Origin of the sequence: Catellatospora methionotrophica (genome assembly GCF_011297335.1) — a bacterium.
In the GTDB taxonomy this organism is placed as follows: Bacteria; Actinomycetota; Actinomycetes; order Mycobacteriales; family Micromonosporaceae; genus Catellatospora; species Catellatospora methionotrophica.
The window spans coordinates 18,929-42,258 of record NZ_JAAOTJ010000007.1 but is presented as its reverse complement, the minus strand read 5'-3'; the positions used below and the strand labels follow the sequence as shown (position 1 = coordinate 42,258).

The following is a 23,330-nucleotide window of genomic DNA, read 5'->3' as shown; positions in this document are numbered from 1 at the left end:
GTAGGGAAGCGATGGACCAGATCATCCGTGCCGCGACCGGCACCACCCGCACCGCCCAGGGCTGGGCCCAGGAGGCGGCGATCCGGATGCTGTGCAACAACCTGGACCCGGACGTCGCCGAGCGCCCGCAGGACCTGGTGGTGTACGGCGGCACCGGCAAGGCGGCCCGGGACTGGCCCAGCTTCCACGCGCTGATCCGCACCCTGACCACGCTCAAGGACGACGAGACCATGCTGGTCCAGTCGGGCCGCCCGGTCGGGGTGTTCCGCACCCACGAGTGGGCCCCGCGCGTGCTGCTGGCCAACTCGAACCTGGTCGGCGACTGGGCCACCTGGCCCGAGTTCCGCCGCCTGGAGCAGCTCGGCCTGACCATGTACGGCCAGATGACCGCCGGGTCCTGGATCTACATCGGGACGCAGGGCATCCTGCAGGGCACCTACGAGACGTTCGCGGCCGTGGGCGCGAAGAAGTTCGCCGGGACGCTCGCGGGCACGCTCACGCTGACCGGCGGCTGCGGCGGTATGGGCGGCGCCCAGCCGCTCGCGGTCACCATGAACGGCGGCGCGTGCATCGTCGTCGACGTCGACAAGACCCGGCTGGACCGCCGGGTGCAGACCCGCTACCTCGACGTCGTCGCCGACTCGCTCGACCACGGCATCGAGCTGGCGCTGGCCGCCAAGCGCGACCGGCAGCCGCTGTCAGTCGGCGTGGTCGGCAACGCCGCGACGATCTTCCCGGAACTGCTGCGCCGCGGCATCGCGATCGACATCGTGACCGACCAGACCAGCGCCCACGACCCGCTGTCCTACCTGCCCGAGGGCGTCTCCGTGGAGCAGTGGCAGACCTTCGCGGCCGACAAGCCGGAGGAGTTCACCGAGCGGGCCCGCGCCAGCATGGTCAAGCACGTCGAGGCCATGGTCGGCTTCATGGACGCGGGTGCCGAGGTGTTCGACTACGGCAACTCGATCCGCGGCGAGGCCCAGCTCGGCGGGTACGACCGGGCGTTCGCGTTCCCGGGGTTCGTACCCGCCTACATCCGGCCGCTGTTCGAGGAGGGCAAGGGGCCCTTCCGCTGGGCCGCGCTGTCCGGTGACCCGGCGGACATCGCCGCCACCGACAAGGCCGTGCTGGAGCTGTTCCCCGAGAACGAGTCCCTGTCGCGCTGGATCACCATGGCCCAGGAGAAGGTCGCCTTCCAGGGCCTGCCCGCCCGCATCTGCTGGCTCGGCTACGGCGAGCGCGACAAGGCCGGGGTCCGGTTCAACGAGATGGTCGCCGACGGCACACTCAAGGCCCCGGTCGTCATCGGCCGCGACCACCTCGACTGCGGCAGCGTCGCCTCGCCGTACCGGGAGACCGAGGCGATGCTCGACGGCTCCGACGCGATCGCCGACTGGCCGCTGCTCAACGCCCTGGTCAACACCGCCTCCGGCGCGTCGTGGGTGTCCCTGCACCACGGCGGCGGCGTCGGCATCGGCCGCTCCATCCACGCCGGTCAGGTCACCGTCGCCGACGGCACCGCCCTCGCGGCCCAGAAGATCGAGCGCGTCCTCACCAACGACCCCGGCATGGGCGTCATCCGTCACGTCGACGCGGGCTACGACCTCGCCGCCACCGTCGCCACCGACCGCGGTGTCCGTGTCCCCATGCGCGAGTCATGAGCGCGTTCGCGGAGCTGTGGGCGCAGCTCGCACCGGTCGGGCGGGACGCGGAGAGCGGGGGTTACCTGCGCTACGCGTTCGGCCCGGCCGAGCTGACGCTGCGAGCCTGGTTCCTTGACCAGGCCAGGGCACGGGGGCTGGTCGTCGAGGAGGACGGGAACGGCAACATCTTCGCGTGGTGGGGTGATCCCGCTGCCGGGGATGCGGTGCTGACCGGGTCGCATCTGGACTCGGTGCCGCACGGTGGGGCGTACGACGGGCCGCTCGGTGTGGTCAGTGCACTGCTCGCGGTCGACGAGTTGCGGGCGCGGGGCGTCAGGCCGGTCCGGCCGATCGGCGTCGCGGTGTTCGCCGAGGAGGAGGGTTCCCGGTTCGGGCTGGCCTGCCTCGGCTCGCGCCTGCTCGCCGGGCTGGTCGACCCGGCCGCCGCGGCGGCGCTGACCGACCGCGACGGGATCACCCTGGACGCGGCCATGCGCTCGGCACTCGGCGCCGGACCCGCCGGGGCCCGGCCCGACCTGCTCGGCCGGATCGGCTGCTACGTCGAGCTGCACGTCGAGCAGGGCCGCGCCCTGGTCGACGTGGACCGGCCCGTCGCCGTGGCCAGCGCGATCTGGCCGCACGGCCGCTGGCGGCTGGACTTCCACGGCGAGGCCAACCACGCCGGGACGACGCTGATGGGCGACCGCCGCGACCCGATGCTGACCTTCGCCGCGACCGTACTGGCCGCCAACGACGAGGCCCGGCGGCTCGGCGCGCACGCCACCATCGGCCGCGTCCAGGTCTACCCGAACGCCACCAACGCCATCCCCGGCAAGGTCAGCGCGTGGCTCGACGCCCGCGCCGACTCCCCGGACACGATGGAGCAGGTGGTGGCCGGGGTGCACCTGCACGCCCAGCACCGGGCACTGTCCGACGGCACGAGCGTCACGCTGACCGCCGAGTCGGTCTCGCCGGAGACGGAGTTCCACGGCGGCCTGCGCGACCGCCTCGCCAAGCTGCTCGACGACGCCCCGATCCTGCCGACCGGCGCCGGCCACGACGCGGGTGTGCTGAGCGCCTTCGTCCCGACCGCGATGCTGTTCGTCCGCAACCCGACCGGGGTCTCCCACTCCCCCGCCGAGCACTCCACCGACGCCGACTGCGAGGCCGGCGTCCAAGCGCTCGCCGACGTGCTGGCGGACCTCGCATGCTGATCCACTGCCAGTACGCGTGGCTGCCGGACGGCGTCTTCTCCGACGTCGTCCTGGAGATCCGGGACAACCGCCTGACCCGCGTCAGCCGCCGGGCGGACGGGACAGGGGCCGGGTACCGGGCCGGATTGACCATGCCCGGCTTCGCGAACGCGCACTCGCACGCGTTCCACCGGGCGTTGCGGGGCCGGACGCACGGGGACCGGGGGTCGTTCTGGACCTGGCGGGAGCAGATGTACCGGGTCGCGGGGGCGCTGGACCCGGACTCGTACTACCGGCTGGCGCGGGGCGTGTACGGGGAGATGGCGCTCGCGGGCATCACGTCCGTGGGCGAGTTCCACTACCTGCACCACGGGCCGGGCGGCACGCCGTACGCCGACCCGAACGCGATGAGCCACGCGCTGGTCGCCGCCGCGCAGGACGCCGGGCTGCGGATCACGCTGCTGGACACGCTCTACCTGACCGCGTCGGTGGACGGCAAGCCGCTCGAAGGGCCGCAGCTGCGGTTCGGGGACGGGGACGCGCTGCGCTGGGCGGACCGCGTCGACGCGCTGCCCGACGCGCCGCACCTGCTCGCCGGGGCGGCGATCCACTCGGTGCGGGCGGTGCCGCTGCCGCAGCTCGCGACCGTGGCCGCGTGGGCGGCGGGACGACCGCTGCACGCGCACGTGTCCGAGCAGCGCGCCGAGAACGAGGCCTGCCTGGCCGAGCACGGGCGTACGCCGACCGAGGTGCTGGCCGACTTCGGGGCGGTGCACGAGACGTTCACGGCGGTGCACGCCACGCACCTGACACACCGGGACATGGCGCTGCTGTCCGACGCGTACGCCTGCTTCTGCCCGACCACCGAACGCGACCTCGGCGACGGCATCGGCCCGGCCCGCGCGCTCGCCGACGCGGGCACCCGGCTGACCCTGGGCAGCGACAGCCACGCGGTCATCGACTTCTTCGAGGAGTCGCGGGCCCTGGAACTGGACGAACGTCTCGCCACCGAGCAGCGCGGCCACTTCACGGCCGCCGAACTGCGGGCCGCCGCGACGGCCACGGGGCACCGGAGCCTGGGCTGGCCCGACGCCGGTCGCATCGAGGTCGGAGGCCGCGCCGACCTGGTGACCGTGGCCCTGGACAGCCCGCGCACCGCGGGCATCGACCCGGAGGGCGTGCTGTTCGCGGCCGGTGCCGCCGACGTCACCCACGTGCTGGCCGACGGCCGGGAGATCGTCCGCGAGGGGCGGCACGTCTCCATCGACGTGGCCCGCGAGCTACAGGAGGCGATCACGTGTCTCTTCTGATCACTGACATCGGCGAGCTGACCACGAACGACCCGGAGTTGGGCATCCTGCGCGACGCCGCGATCGTCGTCGGCGAGCGCGTCGAGTGGGTCGGCCCGGCCGCGCAGGCGCCCGCCGCCGACGAGCGCCTGGACGTACGCGGCGCGGCGGTGCTGCCCGGTTTCGTGGACAGCCACAGCCACCTGGTGTTCGCCGGGGACCGCGCGCCGGAGTTCGCGGCGCGCATGGCCGGGCAGCCGTACACCGGGGGCGGTATCCGCACCACCGTCGCCGCGACCCGCGAAGCCAGCGACGAGCGGTTGCGCGCCAACGTGGCCCGGCTGGTCGGCGAGGCGCTGCGGCAGGGCACCACCACCATCGAGATCAAGAGTGGGTACGGCCTCAGCACGCTCGACGAGGCCCGCTCGCTCCGGATCGCCGCCGAGTTCACCGACGAGGTCACCTTCCTCGGCGCGCACGTGAAACCGGCGGACTCCCCCGACGGCTACGTGGACCTGGTCACCGGCCCGATGCTGGCCGCGTGCGCGCCGTACGCGGGCTGGGTCGACGTGTTCTGCGAGCGCGGGGCGTTCGACGTCGCCGAGTCGCGCCGGGTGCTCCAGGCCGGGATCGCGGCCGGGCTGAAGCCCCGCATCCACGCCAACCAGCTCACCATGGGCGGCGGCGTGCAGCTCGCCGTCGAGCTCGACTGCGCCAGCGCCGACCACTGCACCCACCTGTCCGACGCCGACGTCGATGCCCTGGCCGGCTCGAACACGGTCGCGACCCTGCTCCCCGGTGCCGAGTTCTCGACCCGCGCGCCCTACCCGGACGCGCGGAGGCTGCTCGCCGCCGGTGCCACCGTCGCCCTCGCGTCGGACTGCAACCCGGGCTCCTCGTACACCTCGTCCATGCCCTTCTGTATCGCCCTGGCGGTGCGGGACATGCTCCTGACCCCCACCGAGGCGGTCTGGGCCGCGACGGCAGGCGGCGCGCGCGCCCTGCGCCGCCCCGACCTCGGCCACCTCGGCATCGGCGCGTCCGCGGACCTGATCGTCCTGGACGCACCCTCTCACCTGCACCTGGCCTACCGGCCCGGCGTGCCGCTGATCCGCTCCGTCGTAAGGAAGGGCACCCTGCAATCGCTATGCGTAGCGGAAGGGCACCTTCCTCACACCTCGGGGCCGCACCAACCGGAATCTCCGCACAAGGGAGTGCTCTCATGACCGTCATCGTCGAACCCCACGGCATCGCCCCCGGCGACGTCGCCGCCGTCGCCCGCGCCGACGCGCAGGTCGCCATCAGCGACGCCGCCATCGCCGCCATGCAGGCCAGCCGCGCCATCGTCGACGACATCGAGCGTGACGGCCGCCCCGTGTACGGCGTCTCCACCGGCTTCGGCGCGCTCGCCAACACGTTCATCGCCCCCGAGCGCCGCGCCGAGCTCCAGCACTCGCTGATCCGCTCGCACGCCGCGGGCATCGGCGCGCCCATGCCGCGCGAGGTGGTCCGGGCCATGATGCTGCTGCGGGTCCGCTCGCTGGCGCTGGGCCACTCCGGCGTACGCCCGCTCGTCGCCCAGGCGCTCGTCGACCTGCTCAACCACGACATCACCCCGTGGGTTCCCGAGCACGGCTCGCTCGGCGCGTCCGGCGACCTCGCCCCGCTCGCCCACTGCGCGCTGGTGCTCATGGGCGAGGGCTGGGTGCTCGGCAAGGACGGCGCGCGGGTATCCGCCGAGGACGCCCTGCACGCCGCCGGGCTCACCGGCATCTCGCTGTCCTCCAAGGAGGGCCTGGCGCTGATCAACGGCACCGACGGCATGCTCGCCATGCTGCTGCTGGCCTGCGACGACCTCGGCCACCTGTGCACCATGGCCGACGTGACCGCGGCCCTGTCGATCGAGGCCATGCTCGGCACCGACCGGCCGTTCCACCCGTCGATCCACGCCATCCGCCCGCACCCGGGCCAGGGCGCGAGCGCCGCCAACATGTACAAGCTGCTCCAGCAGTCCTCGATCATGGACAGCCACCGGGACGACCTGGCCCACGCGGTGCAGGACGCGTACTCGATGCGCTGCGCCCCGCAGGTCGCCGGCGCCGCCCGCGACACCCTGGAGTTCGCCCGCACCGTCGCCGCCCGCGAACTGATCAGCCTCGCCGACAATCCGGTCGTGCTGCCCGACGGCCGCGTCGAGTCGACCGGCAACTTCCACGGCGCGCCGCTCGGCTTCGCCGCCGACTTCCTCGCCATCGCCGCCGCCGAGATCGGCTCCATCAGCGAGCGCCGCGTCGACCGGCTGCTCGACATGACCCGCTCGCGGGACCTGCCGCCGTTCCTCAGCCCCGACGCCGGCGTCAACTCCGGCCTGATGATCGCCCAGTACACCGCGGCGGGCATCGTGGCCGAGAACCGCCGCCTGGCCTCGCCCGCCAGCGTCGACACCATCCCGACCTCGGGTATGCAGGAGGACCACGTCAGCATGGGCTGGGCCGCCGCGAAGAAGCTGCGCACCGTGCTGGACAACCTGACCAGCCTGCTCGCGGTCGAACTGCTTTCCGCGGTACGCGGACTGCAACTGCGCGCCCCGCTGACCCCGTCCCCCGCGGGCCGGATCGCCATCGACCAGCTCACCCCGGTCATCGGCACCCCCGGCCCCGACGTCTTCATGGCCCCGATCCTGGAACAGGTCCGCGCCGCCGTCGCCGGCCCGGCCCTCCTGTCCGCCATCGAAGCCGAAGTGGGCCCCCTGTCCTGACCCGCCAGCCGCTACCGCACGGCGGCGCGTGCCATGATCGCTGTTTCGGGTCAGAAAGTGTGGTCCAACCACAGGTTTTGACCCGCCCCAGCGATCATCACCGCTGACGCGACCCGGGCGGCGGGCGGGAGACGGGGTCAGGCGACGTGTTCCGGGCGGATGCCGCGGCCGACGAGGCGGGCGGGGACGGCCTGGAGGGCGGGGAAGCGCCGGAAGAGTTTCAGGACGCGGGGGGCCTTGATCGGGGTGTCGGCCCTGAGGACCGCGCCGACCAGGCGGCTCTGCGCGGCCCGTTGTGCCCGCTGGGTGAGCCGGGTGGGGAACATGCGGCGCTTGCGTACCAGGTCGAGGTCCTCGGTGCGCAGCCGTCCCGCCTTCAGTTTCGGTCCGAGCAGCCGGGCCGTGGCGACCGCGTCCTGTACGGCGAGGTTGACCCCGACGCCGCCGACCGGGCTCATCGCATGGGCGGCATCACCGATGCACAGTGCACCCGGCACGTGCCACGTCTCCAGCCGGTTGACCTGCACGGTGAGTAGATGCACCTGCTCCCACGAGGTGACCTCACCGACCCGGCCGCACACCATCGGGGCGAGCCCGGCGACGCGTTCGCGGAACCTGTCCAGGCCCTCCGCCTGCAGCTTCGCGTAGCCGCCCTTCGGGATGACGTATCCGCACTGGTAGTAGTCGTGCCGGTCGATCATGACGAGCATGGCGCCCGCCCCGACCCGGCCCAGCAGCCCCTCCGGGTCCCCGGGCTCCCGCGAGATCCGGAACCACAGCACGTCCATCGGCGCACCGAAGTCCACCGGCACCAGCCCGAGTCGGTCCCGGATCACCGACGACCGCCCGTCGCACGCCACCGTCAGCTCCGCGTGCACCAGCACCGCAGCCCCGTCCGGCCCGACCGCCGACACCCCGGTGACCCGCCCCGTGTCGTCCCGAAGTACGTCCACGGCCTCGGTCGAGCGCAGCAGCGTGAACCCCGGCAGCTTCGCCGCCTCGGCCGCGAGCACGTCCAGGAAGTCCCACTGCGGCAGGATCAGCAGGTAGTTGTGCGGCTTCGGCAGCCGGGTGAAGTCCCCGACCTGGTACGTCCCGTCCTCGAACGAGACGTTCACGCCCGACTCGCGCCGCCCCGGCAGCCGCGCGATGGCCTCACCGAGCCCCAGCTCGTCGAGCACGTCCAGCGTGGACGGGTGGATCGTGTCGCCCCGGAAGTCCCGGAAGAAGTCGGCGTGCTTCTCCAGCAGCACCACCTCGACCCCCTGCCGGGCCAGCAGGAACGCCAGCATCAGCCCGGCGGGCCCACTGCCCACGACGCAGACCCGCGTCCGCGACTCCCGCTCCGCCACGCGCGCCACTCCTCACGATCGCGACGATCCTGCCCGACTGCTGCAAGCATGCCCGTTTGGCGCGTGCCGTACCCGTCGATGATCACGGTTTCGGGTCAAAACCTTTGGTGAAAACTCACCTGTTGACCCGAAACAGCGATCATCGCGTCCCGGTGGGTGGATCAGGAGAGGTTCTTGGCGATCACGGCGGCCAGGGCGCGGAAGGCTTTGCCGCGGTGGCTGATGGCGTCCTTCTCGGCCGGGTCGAGTTCGGCGGTGGTACGGGTGTGGCCCTCGGCGACGAAGATCGGGTCGTAGCCGAAGCCGCCCTCGCCGCGCGGGGCGCGCAGGACACGGCCGGGCATCTTGCCGTTGACCAGGTGCTCGCGGCCGTTGGGCGAGGTGCCGCCACCGGGCAGGACCAGGGCGGCGGCGCAGATGAAGGCCGCTCCGCGGTGCTCGTCGGGCACGTCGCCGATCTGGGCGAGGACCAGGTCCAGATTGGCGCGGTCGTCGCCGTGGCGGCCGGACCAGCGGGCGCTGAACACGCCCGGCATGCCGTTCAGCGCGTCGACGGCGATGCCCGAGTCGTCGGCGACCGTGGGCAGGCCGGTGTGCTTGGCCCCCTCGCGCGCCTTGAGCAAGGCGTTCTCGGCGAAGGTCAACCCGGTCTCGGGGACCTCCACGTACGGCGGGACGTCGTCGAGGCCGACCAGTTCCACCCGGAGCAGTTCCGGCGAGGCGGCCAGGATGCGGCGCAGCTCGTCGAGCTTCTTGACGTTGCGGGTGGCGAGCAGGAGCTTCACTTGCGGAACACCTCCAGCAGCCCGGCCGCGTCCAGGGTGGGCAGTCCCAGCACCTGGCGCTGCATCGTGGTCAGCGTCTCGCAGCCCGCCACACCCAGGTCGAGCAGGGCGTTGAGCTGCTTGCGGTCGAAGACGCCGTCCTCGCCCGTGCCCTGCACCTCGACGAAGTCGCCGGTGCCGGTGCAGACCACGTTCATGTCGACGATCGCGGTCACGTCCTCTTCGTAGCACAGGTCCAGGCGCGGCTCACCGGCGATGATGCCGACGCTGACGGCGGCGACCGAGCGGTGCAGCGTCGTCTCGACGGTCTGCTTGCGGGTCAGCATGTTCTTGGCGGCCAGCCAGCTCACCGCGTCGTGCAGGGCCACGTAGGAGCCGGTGATCGCGGCGGTGCGGGTGCCGCCGTCGGCCTGCAGCACGTCGCAGTCGATGACGATGGAGTTCTCGCCCAGCGCCTTGAGGTTGACGCAGGCCCGCAGCGCGCGGCCGATCAGGCGGGAGATCTCGTGCGTACGCCCGCCGACCTTGCCCTTGATGCTCTCCCGGTCGGACCGGGTCGTGGTGGCGCGCGGCAGCATGGCGTACTCGGCGGTGACCCAGCCCTGGCCGGTGCCCTTGCGCCAGCGCGGCACGCCCTCGGTGACGCTCGCGGTGCACAGCACCCGCGTGTTCCCGAACTCCACGAGAACGGAGCCCTCGGGATGCATGCTCCAGTTCCGCGTCAGCGTGACCGGTCGAAGCTGGTCGGGCGAGCGCCCATCAGGTCTGGTCATGCGCCCACCCTATGGTGTCAAACTTCGTACCGGGCACCGGGGCGGACGATCTCGACGGGTCCCGCGAACGTTGCCGCGGCGTTGTTCAGCGTCTCCGCCTCGGAACCCCAAGCGGTCACCAGATGCGTGAGCAGCAGCCGCCGCACCCCGGCCTTGGTGGCGATCTCGCCCGCCTCGCCGCCGGTCAGGTGCAGGTCCGGCGGGTTGTCGACGCCGTCGAGGTAACTCGCCTCGCACAGGAACAGGTCCGCGCCCTGGGCCAGCCGCAGCAGCGCGTCGCACGGCGCGGTGTCGCCCGAGTACGCCAGCACCCGCCCCTCGTGCTCCAGGCGCACGCCGTACGTCTCCACCGGGTGGTTCACCCGGTCGACGCTGACCTGGAACGGCCCGATCGGGAAGCTGCCCGGCTGCAGCGCGTAGAACGTGTAGACGTCGTCCAGCGGCCCCTCGTCGAGGCTGTACGCGGTCGCGATGCGCTCCGGAGCGCCCGCGGGCGCGTACACGGGGATCGGCGGGTACGGGCCGTCGGGCGCGTAGCGGCGCACCACGACGTAGGTGCAGGCGTCCATCATGTGATCGCAGTGCAGGTGGCTGAGCAGGATCGCGTCGACCGACTTCAGGCTCGCGTAGCGCTGCAGCGCCGACAGCGAGCCCGCGCCGAAGTCGACCAGCAGCCGGAAGCCGTCCGCCTCCACCAGGTACGCCGAGCAGGCCGACTCCGGCCCGGGAAAGCTGCCCGCGCAGCCCAAAACCGTGAGCCTCATGCCCGCGCTCCCGCAGGGTCCAGCGCGGATCCGAGGAACCGCTTCGCCAGCCGGTCGAAGATCTCCTGGTCGCCGGTGCACAGCAGTTCGTGCGCGGGGGCCGGGGCGTCGTCCGGGCGGAGCAGGTCACGCTCCACCAGCACACGGTAGACATCCCGCGCCGTCTCGTCCGCGCTCGACACCAGGGTCACCTGATCCCCCATCACGAGGCTGATCACACCGGTGAGCAGCGGATAGTGCGTGCAACCCAGCACCAGCGTGTCCACCTGGGCGCGCTGTAGCGGCTCCAGGTAGGCGCTGGCCAGGCCGAGCAGCGCCCGGCCGGACGTCACTCCCCGTTCGACCAGCCCGACGAACTGCGGGCAGGCTGCCGCGGTCACCGCGATGTGCGGCGCGGCGGCGAACGAGTCCTGGTACGCCCCTGAGTTGATCGTAGCCGTGGTGCCGATGACACCGACCCTGCCGTTGCGCGTGGCGGCCACGGCGCGCCGCACGGCCGGGCGGATCACCTCGACCACGGGCACCGCGTAGCGCTCGCGCGCGTCGTGCAGGCAGGCGGCCGAGGCGGTGTTGCAGGCGATGACCAGCATCTTCGCGCCGCGCTCGACGAGGGCGTCCAGGCAGTCCAGCGCGTACGAGCGCACGTCGGCGATGGGTTTGGGCCCGTACGGCACGTGCGCCGTGTCGGCCATGTAGACGACGCGTTCGTGCGGCAGCTGGTCGAGGATGGCCCGGGCCACCGTCAGCCCGCCGACCCCCGAGTCGAAGATGCCGATGGGCGCGTCCGTCACGCTGCGCAGCCTACTTGGCCAACCCCCCTTCAGGGGAACGGTCCGTTCCGAGATGTCGCGAACGTGACAGGGTTATCAGCCTGCCGTTACGCAGGGTCGCCGAACGCCGTTGCACTCAGTGCACGGCCCGATCAACGGGCAGGTCAGGCAGAGGATTGGCGAGCACAGTGCGTACTGAGTCGAACTCCGAGCGCGACGCCGAGGGCGTCCTCGCCACCGCGGTCCCGGCAGGCACCACGGGCAACACGCCAGGCACTGCCAGTGACGAGCACGCCGTGATGCCGTCGGCCCGCACCGCGCCCGACGACCAGCAGGACGCGACCGGCCTGCGCACCGCCGTGACGTCGCGGTTCCGGCTGCCCGGCGAGGACGACCCGTCCCCGCGTACCGGCCGCCTGCTCGGTCTGTGCGTCTGGGCCGCCGCGCTGGGCTTCCTCGGCCTGATCCCGGGCGGCCGTCTCGCCGTCGCGCTGGCGGTCAACCTCGACGTGCCCGTCTGGTACGCCCCCACCGCGCTGACCATCGGCGTGGTCGGCGTCGCCGCGATCGCCGCGGGCTTCGCCGCGATCCACCGCTACCGCCTCCCCATCATCTGCTTCACCACCGCCACCTTCCTGCTCTTGGTCAACATCGTCCTCGCCTACACCACGCTGTAGTCCGAGCGCCGGACCCACCGCACGGCAGAGCCCCGACCGGGGACCCGGTCGGGGCTCTGCCGTTCACGAGGCGGGGCGGCTACGCCCAGAGCTGGCCTTCGAGAGCCGTCTCGGCGTCGTTGAGGGTGCCGGTGTAGGCGCCGGTGGACAGGTACTTCCAGCCGGCGTCGGCGACGAGGAAGGCCACGTCGGCGGCCTGGCCCTTCTTGGCGGCATCGTGGGCGACCGCCAGGGCGGCGTGCGCGACGGCACCGGTGGAGAAGCCGACGAACAGGCCCTCGACCTCGACGAGCTGCCGGGTGCGCAGCACCGCGTCACGGGTGCCGACGGAGAAGCGCCGGGTCAGCACGGAGGCGTCGTACAGCTCGGGCACGTAGCCCTCGTCGATGTTGCGCAGGCCGTACACCACCTCGCCGTAGCGGGGCTCCGCCGCGATGATCTGGATGTCGGGGTTCTTCTCGCGCAGGTAGCGGCCGGTGCCCATGAGCGTGCCGGTGGTGCCCAGCCCGGCCACGAAATGGGTCAGCGTGGGCAGGTCGCGCAGCAGCTCGGGGCCGGTGGTCTCGTAGTGGGCGCGGGCGTTGGCCTCGTTGCCGTACTGGTACAGCATGACCCAGTCGGGGTGCTCGGCCGCGATCTGCTTCGCGGTCGCGACGGCCTGGTTCGAGCCGCCCGCCGCGGGCGAGGAGATGATCTCCGCGCCGTACATGCGCAGCAGCTGGATGCGCTCTGTGGACACGTTCTCCGGCATCACGCAGACCAGCCGGTAGCCGCGCAGCTTGGCCACCATGGCCAGGGCGATGCCGGTGTTGCCGCTGGTCGGCTCCAGGATCGTGGCCCCGGGACGCAGCCGCCCGTCGGCCTCGGCCGCGCGCACCATGTACATGGCGGCCCGGTCCTTGACGCTGCCGGTCGGGTTGCGGTCCTCCAGCTTGGCCCACAGGCGCACCGGCGGCGCGCCCTCCGGAACGGCCGGGCTCAATCGGGGCAGCCCGATCAGCGGCGTGTCGCCGCAGACGTCGAGCAGTGAATCAAAACGCGCCATGATCAGCTCCGTTCGCACAGGTCGCCGCCACGATCGAACACGCCGGGCACCCGAAACGGGCCGCGCCGGCGGGTCGTCCCGCAGGTCCGCCGTCACGGCGTACCCGCAGAAACGCCCCACCGGCGCGTGTGCCCACGATGCGCGCGAGGTCGTCGCGGCGGGGGAGGTCAGCGGCCGAGGACGGCAGCCGCGGCGGCTAGGCCGAAGGCGCCGCCGGCGACGGCAGGCAGGATGGTGACGGTGTCGCCGTCGCTGATCTTGGCGTCGAGCGAGCCGAGGAAGCGCACATCCTCGTCGTTGACGTAGATGTTCACGAAGCGGTGCAGGCCGCCCTCGGGCGTGATCAGCCGGCCGCGCAGGCCGGGGTACGTGCCGTCGAGGTTGGTCAGCAGCTCGGCGAGGTTGTCGCCGGCGCTGGAGACGGCCTTCGCGCCACCGGTGTAGGAGCGCAGGATGGTGGGGATGCGGACGTCGATAGCCATGGCAGAGAACTCCTGAAAGAAGAAAAGTCGAACGGACGGTCGTCGGGACTCAGGGCGAGATCAGCTCAGGGCTGACACTCGTAGTCCACCGCCGCCGGGCTCTGCCCGAACATGAACGACTGCACGGCGTGCGGGTCGCCGTTCTCCTCGTAGCTCCGCATGGCTTCCATACTCTCACCAACGAGCTGGACCGGCTCTTCGGACACCTGCCCGTCCAGAATGCGGAACGAGCGGATCTCCGCGGTCTGCGGGTCGCGGGTCGAGACGAGAAGGTAGTGGGCGTTCGGTTCGCCCGCGTAGGAGATGTCGGTCCGCGAGGGGTACGGCTCCGTCGCCGTGTGCGAGTGGTAGATCACCACCGGCTCCTCGTCGCGGTCGTCCATCTCCCGCCACACGCGCAGCTGCTCCGTCGAGTCGAAGCGGTAGAACGTGGTGGAACGCTCGGCGTTCTCCATCGGGATGTGCCGCGCGGGCGTGTCCGAGCCCACGGGACCGGCCACGACACCGCAGGCCTCGTCCGGGTGGTCCCGGCGGGCATGGGCGACGATCGCCTCGATGATCTCCCTGTGGATGGTCAGCACGGCGACCAGCCTACCGACCCCGACCCACCCCGGAACAGCCATGTGATCCGCGCCATGACGACCTCAGCGGCGGAAGTTCGCGCCGATGACGGCTTCGAGCAGCGACTCCTGCAGGTAGCCCAGGTAGGAGTAGACGCTGAGCTGGAACACCCGGGCCGAGCCCGCGTCCTGCTCCAGGGCCTCCTCCAGCTCGTACTCCACCACCGTGTCGTCGGTCAGCTCCAGCCGGATGCCGAGCGCCAGCCGGGCGTCGTTGATCGCGCGCAGCCAGGCCTGCGCGGACTCGGTGTCCAGGCGCACCTCGCCCTTGCCCGCCTCCGGCAGCCCGGCCAGCACGGCGCCGGCCTGGTCGATCTTCGCGGTCTTCAGGTCGCCCTCGGTGAAGCGCCGGAACTCGGCGGAGTTCTTCACGTCCTCGGGGTACACGTCGGGGAACAGTCGTCCGACGACGGGGTCCTCGCGGTCGAAGCCGTCGGTCAGCAGACCGACGACCTCTTCGGCGACCTTGCGCAGTACCCGTACCTCGTCTTCGCGAAAGTCCGCCACGCATTCCGCGCCGACTCTGCGGAAGATCGTCATGCGTGCTCGCTCACTGTTTGTCGACCGTGGCCCACAGGCCGTAGGTATGCAGCCTGCTGGCGTCGTGCTCCATGCGCTCGCGGGCCCCCGCCGACACGACGGCCCGGCCCTTCTGGTGCACGTCGAGCATCAACAGTTCGGCCTTGTCCCTGCTGTAACCGAAGAGCTGCTGGAAAACCCAGGTCACGTAGCTCATCAGGTTCACCGGATCGTTGTGCACGATGGTGACCCAGGGTCGGGCGAATTCCGACGCTTCGTCTATGTCCGGTTTATCAACCGGAACTGTCTGTGGGGCGGCGGTCACGTCCCCCATCCTACGAGTTGATTCGGGCAACACACAGGCACGAGGAAGTGCCGTCCTGGCGCGGCCGCGACGATCTTGCGGGAAGCGTGCACGGCCAGGACGCCTTCGCATGTCACGGGGGACGGCTCCACAAGATCGGGCGAGGCCATAGGGTGTGGGGATGTTTGCTGGGGCGCCGAGTCTGCTGACGGACCACTACGAGCTGACGATGATCAGCGCTGCGCTGCGCGACGGCACCGCCCACCGCAGCAGCGTCTTCGAGGTCTTCGCGCGGCGGCTGCCGCAGGGCCGCCGCTACGGCGTGGTCGCGGGCACCGGCCGCCTGCTGGAGCAGCTCGCCGCGTTCCGTTTTCACCCGGACGAGATCACCTTCCTGCGGGACGGCGGTGTCGTCGACGAGCAGACCGCGGCCTGGCTGGCCGACTACCGCTTCCGCGGCGACCTCGACGGGTACGCCGAGGGTGAGCTGTTCTTCCCCGGCTCCCCCATCGTGACCGTGACCGGCACGTTCGCCGAGTGCGTGGTGCTCGAGACGCTGATCCTGTCGATCCTCAACCACGACTGCGCCATCGCCGCGGCCGCGGCCCGCATGGTCACCGCGGCCCGGGGCCGCCCGCTGATCGAGATGGGCTCGCGCCGGGCGCACGAGGAGGCCGCCGTGGCCTCGGCCCGCGCCGCCTACCTGGCCGGCTTCGCCTCGACGTCGAACCTGGCCGCCGGGATGCGCTACGGCATCCCCACCGCGGGCACCGCCGCGCACGCCTTCACGCTGCTGCACGACGACGAGAAGGCCGCGTTCGCCTCGCAGGTCGCGGCGCTGGGCGAGCAGACCACGCTGCTGGTCGACACGTACGACATCAGCCAGGGCATCCGCAACGCGATCGCGGTCGCCGGACCCGGCCTGCGCGCGGTGCGCATCGACTCGGGCGACCTGTCGGTGCTGGCCGCGCAGTCCCGCGCGCTGCTCGACGAGCTGGGCGCGCCGGACGTGAAGATCGTCGTCAGCGGCGACCTCGACGAGTACGCCATCGCCGCCCTGGCCGCCGAACCCGTCGACGTGTACGGCGCGGGCACGGCCGTGGTGACCGGGTCCGGCGCGCCGACCGCGGGCCTGGTCTACAAGCTGGTCGAGGTCGACGGCCGTCCCGTGGTCAAGCGCTCCGAGAACAAGGCGACCGTCGGCGGCCGCAAGACGGCGTACCGCCGCCACAAGCCGACCGGCACCGCCGTCGAGGAGATCGTGCTGTCCCAGCAGTACGCTCCCCCGGCGCAGCCCGGCGACCGGCTGCTGCAGCGCCCGTTCGTGCGCGGCGGCGAGTTCGTCGCCGACCTGCCGACCCTGGCCGACAGCCGCGCCCACCTGCGCGACTGTCTGATCACGATCCCCTGGGAGGGCCTGAAGCTGTCGGCGGGCGACCCGGCCGTGCCCGTGACGGTGACCGCGCCGCGCTCGTGACGGTGCCCGCGCCGCGGCAGTCGCGATGTGAGCCTGCCCCGTGATCGTTGCGGGACGGCTCCGACCGGAGCAGCATGGGCAGCGGTGGAGAGGCACCACCGTTGACTGTCCGGGGAGGCGGCCATGGCCCGCGCACTGATCATCGTCGACGTGCAGAACGACTTCTGCGAGGGCGGCTCGCTGCCGGTGACCGGCGGAGCGGCCGTCGCGGCCGGGGTGTCGGCCCGGCTCGCCGGGGACGCGGTCGCGTCACCGCGCCGCTGGGACCACATCGTCGCCACCAAGGATCACCACCAGGACCCGGGCGCGCACTTCGGCGATCCGCCGAACTACTCCACCACCTGGCCGGTGCACTGCGTCGCGGACACCGTCGGCGAGCAGTTCCACCCCGCGCTGGACACCGAGCGGATCGACGCGGTCTTCCTCAAGGGCGAGTACGCCGCGGCGTACTCCGGGTTCGAGGGGCAGAGCGACGGTGTCGGCCTGACCGCGTGGCTGCGCGAGCGCGACGTCACCGAGGTCGACGTGGTGGGCATCGCGACCGATCACTGTGTACGCGCCACCGCGCTGGACGCGGCCCGCGAAGGCTTCGCGACCACGGTGCTGCTCGACCTGACCGCCGGCGTCGCTCCGGAATCGACGGAGCTCGCGCTGACCGAACTTCGCGAGTCCGGTGTGGAGATCATCAGCGCGGCATAGACCCGCTGCTCAAAGCACCTTAAAGGACGTTTTAGGTAAACGCTCTTCCATTTTAAGGAAAGTTAACTTAATGTTTGGCCGCATCGGGGGGATAGGTGTCAATCATTAAGGGAGAGCCATGCTCAGAACACGGGCCCGCCTGATAGCCGCCACCGCAGCCATGGTCGTCGCCGGTTCCATCGGTGCCGTCACCATGGCGAACGCGGCCGGCACCGTCACCGCCACCTACACCCAGACGTCCAACTGGGGAAGCGGCGCCGAGGGCAAGTACGTCATCACCAACGGCACCAGCGCGGCGGCCACGTGGACCCTGGTGTTCACGATGCCCTCGGGCACGGCCGTGACCTCCTCCTGGGATGCCACCCTGACCGGCACGGGCCAGACCCGCACCGCGACCGGCACCTGGAACGCGACCATCCCGGCCGGCGGCAGCGCGTCGTTCGGCTTCGTCACCAGCGGCTCCGGCAAGCCGACCGTGTGCACGATCAACGGCGCGAACTGCGCCACCGGGGCGAGCCCGTCGGCCGTGCCCAGCTCCTCGGCCCCCAGCCCGAGCGCGTCGCCGAGCAAGTCGCCCAGCGCCTCGCCGAGTGCCCCGCCGAGCCCGTCGAGCAGCCCGACCAACCCGAACCCGGGCAAGAAGGTCATCGGCTACTACACGAACTGGGCGCAGTACCAGCGCGGCTACCACGTGAAGAACATCGTGAGCAGCGGCTCGGCCGCGAAGCTGACGCACATCAACTACGCGTTCGGCAACGTGACCAACGGCCAGTGCGTGATCGGTGACTCCTACACCGACTACGACCGGGCCTACAGCGCGGCCGAGAGCGTGGACGGCGTCGCCGACACCTGGGACGCGGGCGCACTGCGCGGCAACTTCAACCAGCTGCGCAAGCTGAAGAAGGTCTACCCGAACCTGAAGATCGTGTGGTCGTTCGGCGGCTGGACCTGGTCCGGCGGCTTCGGCCAGGCAGCGGCCAACCCGACCGCGTTCGCCAACTCCTGCTACAACCTGGTCGAGGACCCGCGCTGGGCCGACGTGTTCGACGGCATCGACATCGACTGGGAGTACCCGAACGCCTGTGGTCTGACCTGCGACAGCAGCGGCCCGCTCGCGTACCGGAACCTGATGCAGGCGCTGCGCAACCGCTTCGGCGCGAACAACCTGATCACCTCGGCGATCACCGCCGACGGCAGCAACGGCGGCAAGATCGACGCCACCGACTACGCCGCCGCCGCGCAGTACGTCGACTGGTACCTGCCGATGACGTACGACTTCTTCGGCGCGTTCGCCGCGCAGGGTCCGACCGCCCCGCACTCGCCGCTGAACTGCTACGCGGGCATCCCGCAGGCGGGCTTCTGCACCGAGGCGGCCATCGCGAAGCTGAAGAGCAAGGGCATCCCGTCCAGCAAGCTGCTCATCGGCATCGGCTTCTACGGCCGCGGCTGGACCGGCGTCACCCAGGCCGCTCCCGGCGGCTCGGCCACCGGCGCGGCCCCGGGCACCTACGAGGCCGGCAACGAGGACTACCACAAGCTGAAGACCTCGTGCCCGGCCAACGGCACCGTCGGCGGCACCGCCTACTGCTTCAGCGGTGGGCAGTGGTGGAGCTACGACACCCCGGCGACCATCCAGGGCAAGATGACCTGGGCGAAGAACCAGAGCCTGGCCGGTGCGTTCTTCTGGGAGCTGTTCGGCGACACCTCCAACGGTGAGCTCATCACCGCGATCAAGAACGGCCTTGCCTGATCCAGCGAGGCTTGGCGGCCCGTCGGAACCTCGGGGTTCCGGCGGGCCGCCGCCTTTTCACCCGGGCGGTGACGGAGCTAACCCCGTTGACCACGGTTAATCACTGACGCGGTGTCGGGGTGCTCGGGCAGGATGGGCGCGGAGGTAAAGACCGCAATGACCATCGAGCCTTACCGCAAGATCCTCGGACTCCCCGGCGTACGCGCGCTGATGCTGGTGGGGTTGATAGCTCGTGTCCCGGTCATCGCGGCCGGCATCGTGCTGACGCTGCACGTCGTCAACACCATGCACCTCGGCTACGCCCAGGCCGGTCTGGTCGGCACCGCCTCCACCCTCGGCACCGCGATCGGCTCCCCGCTGGCCGGACGCCTGATCGACCGGCACGGCCTGCGGCCGGTGCTGATCGTCACGACCGCCGCCCAGGGCATGTTCTGGAGCATCGCCCCGCAGCTCAGCTACCACGTCCTGCTGATCGGCGCGCTGATCGCGGGCGTGCTCAGCCTGCCCGTGTTCAGCCTGGTCCGGCAGTGCATCGCCGCACTCATCCCGGCCGACCAGCGCCGCCCCGGCTTCGCCCTGGACTCCATGGCCGTCGAGCTGTCCTACATGCTCGCCCCGGCGGCGGCCGTCGCCGCGGTCACCGCCTTCGGCAGCCGCCCCACCATGTACGCCGTGGGCATCGGCGTGGTCGGCGCGGGCCTGGCCCTGATCACCCTCAACCCGCCGACACGCTCGGCCGCGGAGCGGGAGAACCCGCAGGCCGCCGTACCGCGACGGCAGTGGCTGCGGCCGCGCCTGTTCGCGCTGCTGTCGATCACCGCCGTGCTGACCTTCGTGCTCACCGCCACCGACCTGACCCTGATCGCCACGCTCAAGGGCAGCGGCCAGGAGACCTGGATCGGCCTGGTCATCGCAGTGTGGTGCGGCTACTCCCTGATCGGCGGCTTCGTCTACGGTGCGCTGCACCGCAGCATCTCGCCCCTGCTCCTGGCCGGGGCCATGAGCGCGCTGACCATCCCGCTCGGCCTGGTCGGCGGCGGCTGGTGGTGGCTGCTGCTCGCGCTGATCCCGGCGGGCGTGCTGTGCGCGCCGTCGCTGTCGGCCACCATCGACACGATGAGCCAGTGGGTGCCGTCGGCGGCCCGTGGCGAGGCGATGGGCCTGCACGGCACCGCGCTGACGGTCGGCGTGGCGGCGGGCGCGCCGTTCGCCGGAACCATCATCGACGCGTACGGCCCCGGCTGGGCGTTCGCCGCCACCGGCACCGCCGGCGTACTCCTGGCCCTCATCGCGCTGCCGCTCTGGCGCCTCGCGGGCGCGGGCATCCGCACGGCCCCCACCCCTGAGCCCGTACCCGCCGCGACCGCGCCCGGGGACACGCAGCTCGCCGGTGCAACGGCCGCCGCCACCACCTGGGCGGCAGCCCCCGAACCGGCGTCCGCCTGGGAGGGCACCGTCCTCGCCGAGGCCTCGATCTCCGGCGCGGCCTCGACCACTCCCGCCGCCGCGTCGAAGATCGGCGTTTCCGGTCAAGATCTGCGGCCTGACCACAGGTCTTGACCCGAGACAGCGATCATGGGCCGGAGTGGCCGGAGTGGCCGGAGTGGCCGGAGCGGCCGGGTCAGGTCGGGCGGGGCTGGCAGTGGGGGCACCAGTAGGTGATGCGCTCGGCTTCGCCGTCGGTCTTGGCGATCGGGCCGTTGCAGCGGCGGCAGGGCTGGGCGCGGCGGCCGTAGGTGTAGCTGGTCTCGCCTCGGTGCAGGGAGCCGGTGGTCGACTGGGTCCAGCGGCCCCGGTTGGCCGCCAGCAGCCGCTGGCCGAGCGCCACCATGCCGGGCAGGTCCGGGACGTCGCCGATCGGTGTCCACGGCCACACACCGCGCAGGAACAGCAGCTCGCACTTGTAGAGGTTGCCGATCCCGGCGAGATTGCGCTGGTCGAGCAGCGCCTCGGCGACGGGCCGCGCCGGGTCGGCAGCCAGCCGCCGCACGGCCTCGTCGGCGTCCCAGTCGGGCCCGAGCAGGTCCGGCCCTAGGTGCCCGACCAGCTCCGCCTCCCGCGCGGTCGGCACGAGCTTGAGATCGTGCAGGTGGTACCCGACGGCGACGGCCTTCGCGGTGCGCAGCACGACCCGGATCAGATACGCGGGCCGGGCCGTCCACCGCTGTCCGGGGGCGTACACCCGCCAGGCCCCCTCCATCCGCAGATGCGAGTGCAGCGTCAACTCGCGGTGCTGCGGCGACACCACCCGCAGGAGCAGATGCTTACCCCGGCTCAGCGACGCGGCCACCCGGTAACCCGCCAGGTCCACGGTCGCCAGCTGCGGCACCCGGAAGTCCGACCCGGTCAGCTCCGCGTCCTCCAGCCCGTCCCGCAGCACCTTGGCGGTGTTCCAGACGGTGTCCCCTTCCGGCATGTCTCCATCCTGCCCCACCGGCCCGTGCCCCGACCCCCGGCCCGTCCTGGCTCACCAAAGGCGTGGACAGAAGAAGGGGCCCGGTCCGCACGCGCGGACCGGGCCCCTGGGTAGGCCGGAATCGAGGATCAGACCTCGTGGTCGCCGCCGTGGCGGCCGTGGGAGTAGCTGGGGGCCTCGATGACCGGGGCCTTGGTGCCGGTGCTGATCGCCAGGTGCGGGAACTTGGCGTCGAAGGCGGGGCGCTCCGAGCGGATGCGGGGCATGCGGTCGAAGTTGCGCAGCGGCGGCGGGCAGCTGGTGGCCCACTCCAGGGAGTTGCCGTGGCCCCACGGGTCGTCGACGGTCACCAGCGGGCCGGTGCGGTACGACTTCCACACGTTGTAGAGGAACGGCAGCGTGGAGGCGCCGAGGATGAACGCGCCGACGGTGGAGAACGCGTTCAGGAACGTGAAGCCGTCGCTCGGCAGGTAGTCGGCGTACCGGCGGGGCATGCCCTCGGCGCCCAGCCAGTGCTGCACCAGGAAGGTCCAGTTGAAGCCGATCACGGTCAGCCAGAAGTGGACCTTGCCGAGCTTCTCGTCGAGCATCCGGCCGAACATCTTCGGGAACCAGAAGTAGATGCCGGAGTACACGGCGAACACGATGGTGCCGAAGAGCACGTAGTGGAAGTGCGCGACGACGAAGTACGAGTCCGAGACGTGGAAGTCGATCGGCGGGCTGGCCAGCAGCACGCCCGACAGGCCGCCGAACAGGAAGATCGCGAGGAAGCCGATGGCGAACAGCATCGGTGTCTCGAACGTTATCTGCCCTCGCCACATGGTGCCGATCCAGTTGAAGAACTTCATACCGGTGGGCACGGCGATCAGGAAGCTGAGGAACGAGAAGAACGGCAGCAGCACCTGGCCGGTGGCGAACATGTGGTGCGCCCACACGCTCATCGACAGGGCGGCGATCAGCAGGGTCGCGGCGACCAGACCGGTGTAACCGAAGATCGGCTTGCGGCTGAAGACCGGGATGACCTCGGAGATGATGCCGAAGAACGGCAGCGCGACGATGTACACCTCAGGGTGGCCGAAGAACCAGAAGAGGTGCTGCCAGAGCATGGGGCCGCCGGTGGCGGGGTCGAACACGTGCGCGCCGAGGCGGCGGTCGGCGAGCAGGGCCAGCAGCGCGGCGGCCAGCAGCGGGAAGACCATGATCACGAGCAGGCTGGTGACCAGGATGTTCCAGGTCATGATCGACATGCGGAACATCGTCATGCCGGGCGCGCGCAGGGTCAGGATCGTGGTGATCATGTTGACCGCGCCGAGGATGGTGCCCAGACCCGACAGCACCAGGCCGGCGATCCACATGTCCGCGCCGATGCCGGGCGAGTTGATCGCGTCGTTCAGCGGCGCGTACGCGAACCAGCCGAAGTCGGCCGCGCCACCCGGCGTGATGAACCCGGCGGTCGCCAGGCTCGCGCCGAACAGGTAGAGCCAGTACGCGAAGGAGTTCAGCCGCGGGAACGACACGTCGGGCGCGCCGATCTGGATCGGCACCACGAAGTTCGCGAACGCGAACACGATCGGCGTCGCGAAGAACAGCAGCATGATCGTGCCGTGCATGGTGAACAGCTGGTTGTACTGCTCCGGGGAGAGGTACTGCATGCCCGGCGCGGCCAGTTCGGCGCGCATGAGCAGCGCCATCAGGCCACCGATCAGGAAGAACACGAAGGCCGTGACCATGTACATGATCCCGATCTGCTTCGCATCCGTGGTGCGCAGCAGGCGTGCGATCGCGGAACCCTTGACCTGCTTGCGCACAGGGTAGGGCCGGGTCGCGATCGGCTGCGGTGCGACGGTGGTCACGTCTGGCCTCCTGTAGCTGGCCCGGCTGCTCGCGACGCCCCGTTCTCGCGCCGCCACCCGGATTGATCATTCGAGGCGTACCTCGGAGGCAGAATAATCCTTCGCAGGCGCCCCTTGAGCACGGGGTGCCCAGGCGCGCCGAGTCGCCTATCAGAATGGCC

At 71.3% G+C, this 23,330-nt stretch carries 22 protein-coding genes; 10 read left to right on the top strand and 12 right to left on the bottom strand.

Features of this window, described 5'->3' with window-relative positions:
• Nucleotides 1-11 precede the first annotated feature (11 nt).
• The 5 genes from hutU to hutH are packed head-to-tail and all read left to right on the top strand — an operon-like array spanning nt 12 to nt 6,883.
• The gene (gene hutU, locus HAV40_RS18065; protein WP_166382773.1) at nt 12-1,661 is read left to right on the top strand and encodes a urocanate hydratase; all 1,650 of its coding nucleotides are present in this window, start codon (nt 12-14) and stop codon (nt 1,659-1,661) included.
• The gene (locus HAV40_RS18060; protein WP_166382771.1) at nt 1,658-2,857 is read left to right on the top strand and encodes an allantoate amidohydrolase; all 1,200 of its coding nucleotides are present in this window, start codon (nt 1,658-1,660) and stop codon (nt 2,855-2,857) included. Before hutU ends, HAV40_RS18060 begins: the two co-directional genes overlap by 4 nt.
• Nucleotides 2,851-4,146 carry a formimidoylglutamate deiminase gene (locus tag HAV40_RS18055; protein WP_166382769.1) on the top strand — a complete coding sequence of 432 codons (1,296 nt, stop codon included), beginning with the start codon at nt 2,851-2,853 and terminating at the stop codon, nt 4,144-4,146. The genes HAV40_RS18060 and HAV40_RS18055 overlap by 7 nt, the downstream gene beginning before the upstream one ends.
• Nucleotides 4,134-5,351 (top strand): imidazolonepropionase, encoded by a 1,218-nt coding sequence (gene hutI / locus HAV40_RS18050; RefSeq protein ID WP_166382767.1) that lies wholly within the window; start codon nt 4,134-4,136, stop codon nt 5,349-5,351. The genes HAV40_RS18055 and hutI overlap by 13 nt, the downstream gene beginning before the upstream one ends.
• Nucleotides 5,348-6,883, top strand: a complete 1,536-nt coding sequence (gene hutH / locus HAV40_RS18045) for a histidine ammonia-lyase (protein ID WP_166382765.1) — start codon at nt 5,348-5,350, stop codon at nt 6,881-6,883. The genes hutI and hutH overlap by 4 nt, the downstream gene beginning before the upstream one ends.
• 137 nt (nt 6,884-7,020) lie before the next feature.
• On the opposite strand, the gene HAV40_RS18040 is transcribed toward hutH, so the two are convergent.
• The 5 genes from HAV40_RS18040 to murI all read right to left on the bottom strand — a co-directional run bounded on the left by HAV40_RS18040 (nt 7,021) and on the right by murI (nt 11,348).
• Nucleotides 7,021-8,235, bottom strand: coding sequence for an FAD-dependent oxidoreductase (locus HAV40_RS18040; protein ID WP_166382763.1), 1,215 nt, complete (start codon nt 8,233-8,235; stop codon nt 7,021-7,023).
• A 161-nt stretch (nt 8,236-8,396) separates the two neighbouring features.
• Nucleotides 8,397-9,020 carry an RdgB/HAM1 family non-canonical purine NTP pyrophosphatase gene (gene rdgB / locus HAV40_RS18035; RefSeq protein WP_166382761.1) on the bottom strand — a complete coding sequence of 208 codons (624 nt, stop codon included), beginning with the start codon at nt 9,018-9,020 and terminating at the stop codon, nt 8,397-8,399.
• On the bottom strand, nt 9,017-9,793 hold the full coding sequence (gene rph, locus HAV40_RS18030; protein WP_166382759.1) for a ribonuclease PH: 777 nt from the start codon (nt 9,791-9,793) through the stop codon (nt 9,017-9,019). The genes rdgB and rph overlap by 4 nt, the downstream gene beginning before the upstream one ends.
• 17 nt (nt 9,794-9,810) lie before the next feature.
• Entirely contained in the window at nt 9,811-10,557 is a 747-nt protein-coding gene (locus HAV40_RS18025) for an MBL fold metallo-hydrolase (RefSeq protein WP_166382757.1), read from the bottom strand.
• On the bottom strand, nt 10,554-11,348 hold the full coding sequence (murI, locus tag HAV40_RS18020) for a glutamate racemase (RefSeq protein WP_166382755.1): 795 nt from the start codon (nt 11,346-11,348) through the stop codon (nt 10,554-10,556). Before murI ends, HAV40_RS18025 begins: the two co-directional genes overlap by 4 nt.
• A 167-nt stretch (nt 11,349-11,515) precedes the next feature.
• Here murI and HAV40_RS18015 point away from each other — a divergent pair, with 167 nt between their 5' ends.
• Nucleotides 11,516-12,004, top strand: a complete 489-nt coding sequence (locus tag HAV40_RS18015; protein WP_166382753.1) for a hypothetical protein — start codon at nt 11,516-11,518, stop codon at nt 12,002-12,004.
• Between the two features lie 79 nt (nt 12,005-12,083).
• Here HAV40_RS18015 and HAV40_RS18010 read toward each other — a convergent pair whose 3' ends face one another.
• The 5 genes from HAV40_RS18010 to clpS form a co-directional block, all read right to left on the bottom strand.
• A complete protein-coding gene (locus tag HAV40_RS18010; RefSeq protein WP_166382751.1) occupies nt 12,084-13,049 on the bottom strand; it encodes a PLP-dependent cysteine synthase family protein in 966 nt (321 codons plus the stop codon).
• Nucleotides 13,050-13,216: 167 nt separating this feature from the next.
• A complete protein-coding gene (locus HAV40_RS18005; RefSeq protein ID WP_166382749.1) occupies nt 13,217-13,531 on the bottom strand; it encodes a MoaD/ThiS family protein in 315 nt (104 codons plus the stop codon).
• 65 nt (nt 13,532-13,596) lie between these two features.
• Nucleotides 13,597-14,112: a M67 family metallopeptidase gene (locus HAV40_RS18000; protein WP_166382747.1), complete on the bottom strand. Its 516-nt coding sequence runs from the start codon at nt 14,110-14,112 to the stop codon at nt 13,597-13,599.
• Nucleotides 14,113-14,175: 63 nt separating this feature from the next.
• Complete coding sequence (locus HAV40_RS17995; RefSeq protein ID WP_166382745.1) at nt 14,176-14,691, bottom strand: DUF2017 domain-containing protein; 516 nt, start codon at nt 14,689-14,691, stop codon at nt 14,176-14,178.
• A 10-nt stretch (nt 14,692-14,701) separates the two neighbouring features.
• Nucleotides 14,702-15,004: an ATP-dependent Clp protease adapter ClpS gene (gene clpS, locus HAV40_RS17990; RefSeq protein WP_166382743.1), complete on the bottom strand. Its 303-nt coding sequence runs from the start codon at nt 15,002-15,004 to the stop codon at nt 14,702-14,704.
• A gap of 151 nt (nt 15,005-15,155) precedes the next feature.
• Between clpS and HAV40_RS17985 the strand changes: the two genes are divergently transcribed.
• From HAV40_RS17985 to HAV40_RS17970, 4 genes are all read left to right on the top strand, one after another.
• A complete protein-coding gene (locus HAV40_RS17985; protein ID WP_166382741.1) occupies nt 15,156-16,451 on the top strand; it encodes a nicotinate phosphoribosyltransferase in 1,296 nt (431 codons plus the stop codon).
• A gap of 123 nt (nt 16,452-16,574) precedes the next feature.
• A complete protein-coding gene (locus tag HAV40_RS17980) occupies nt 16,575-17,150 on the top strand; it encodes an isochorismatase family protein (protein ID WP_166382739.1) in 576 nt (191 codons plus the stop codon).
• Between the two features lie 118 nt (nt 17,151-17,268).
• Nucleotides 17,269-18,900: a glycosyl hydrolase family 18 protein gene (locus tag HAV40_RS17975; RefSeq protein WP_166382737.1), complete on the top strand. Its 1,632-nt coding sequence runs from the start codon at nt 17,269-17,271 to the stop codon at nt 18,898-18,900.
• Nucleotides 18,901-19,032: 132 nt separating this feature from the next.
• Nucleotides 19,033-20,460 (top strand): MFS transporter, encoded by a 1,428-nt coding sequence (locus HAV40_RS17970; RefSeq protein ID WP_409364937.1) that lies wholly within the window; start codon nt 19,033-19,035, stop codon nt 20,458-20,460.
• Nucleotides 20,461-20,521: 61 nt separating this feature from the next.
• Here the strand turns inward: HAV40_RS17970 and HAV40_RS17965 are convergent, their stop codons facing one another.
• Complete coding sequence (locus HAV40_RS17965) at nt 20,522-21,316, bottom strand: Fpg/Nei family DNA glycosylase (RefSeq protein WP_166382733.1); 795 nt, start codon at nt 21,314-21,316, stop codon at nt 20,522-20,524.
• A gap of 128 nt (nt 21,317-21,444) precedes the next feature.
• Nucleotides 21,445-23,169: an aa3-type cytochrome oxidase subunit I gene (gene ctaD / locus HAV40_RS17960; RefSeq protein ID WP_166382732.1), complete on the bottom strand. Its 1,725-nt coding sequence runs from the start codon at nt 23,167-23,169 to the stop codon at nt 21,445-21,447.
• Between the last annotated feature and the right edge of the window lie 161 nt (nt 23,170-23,330).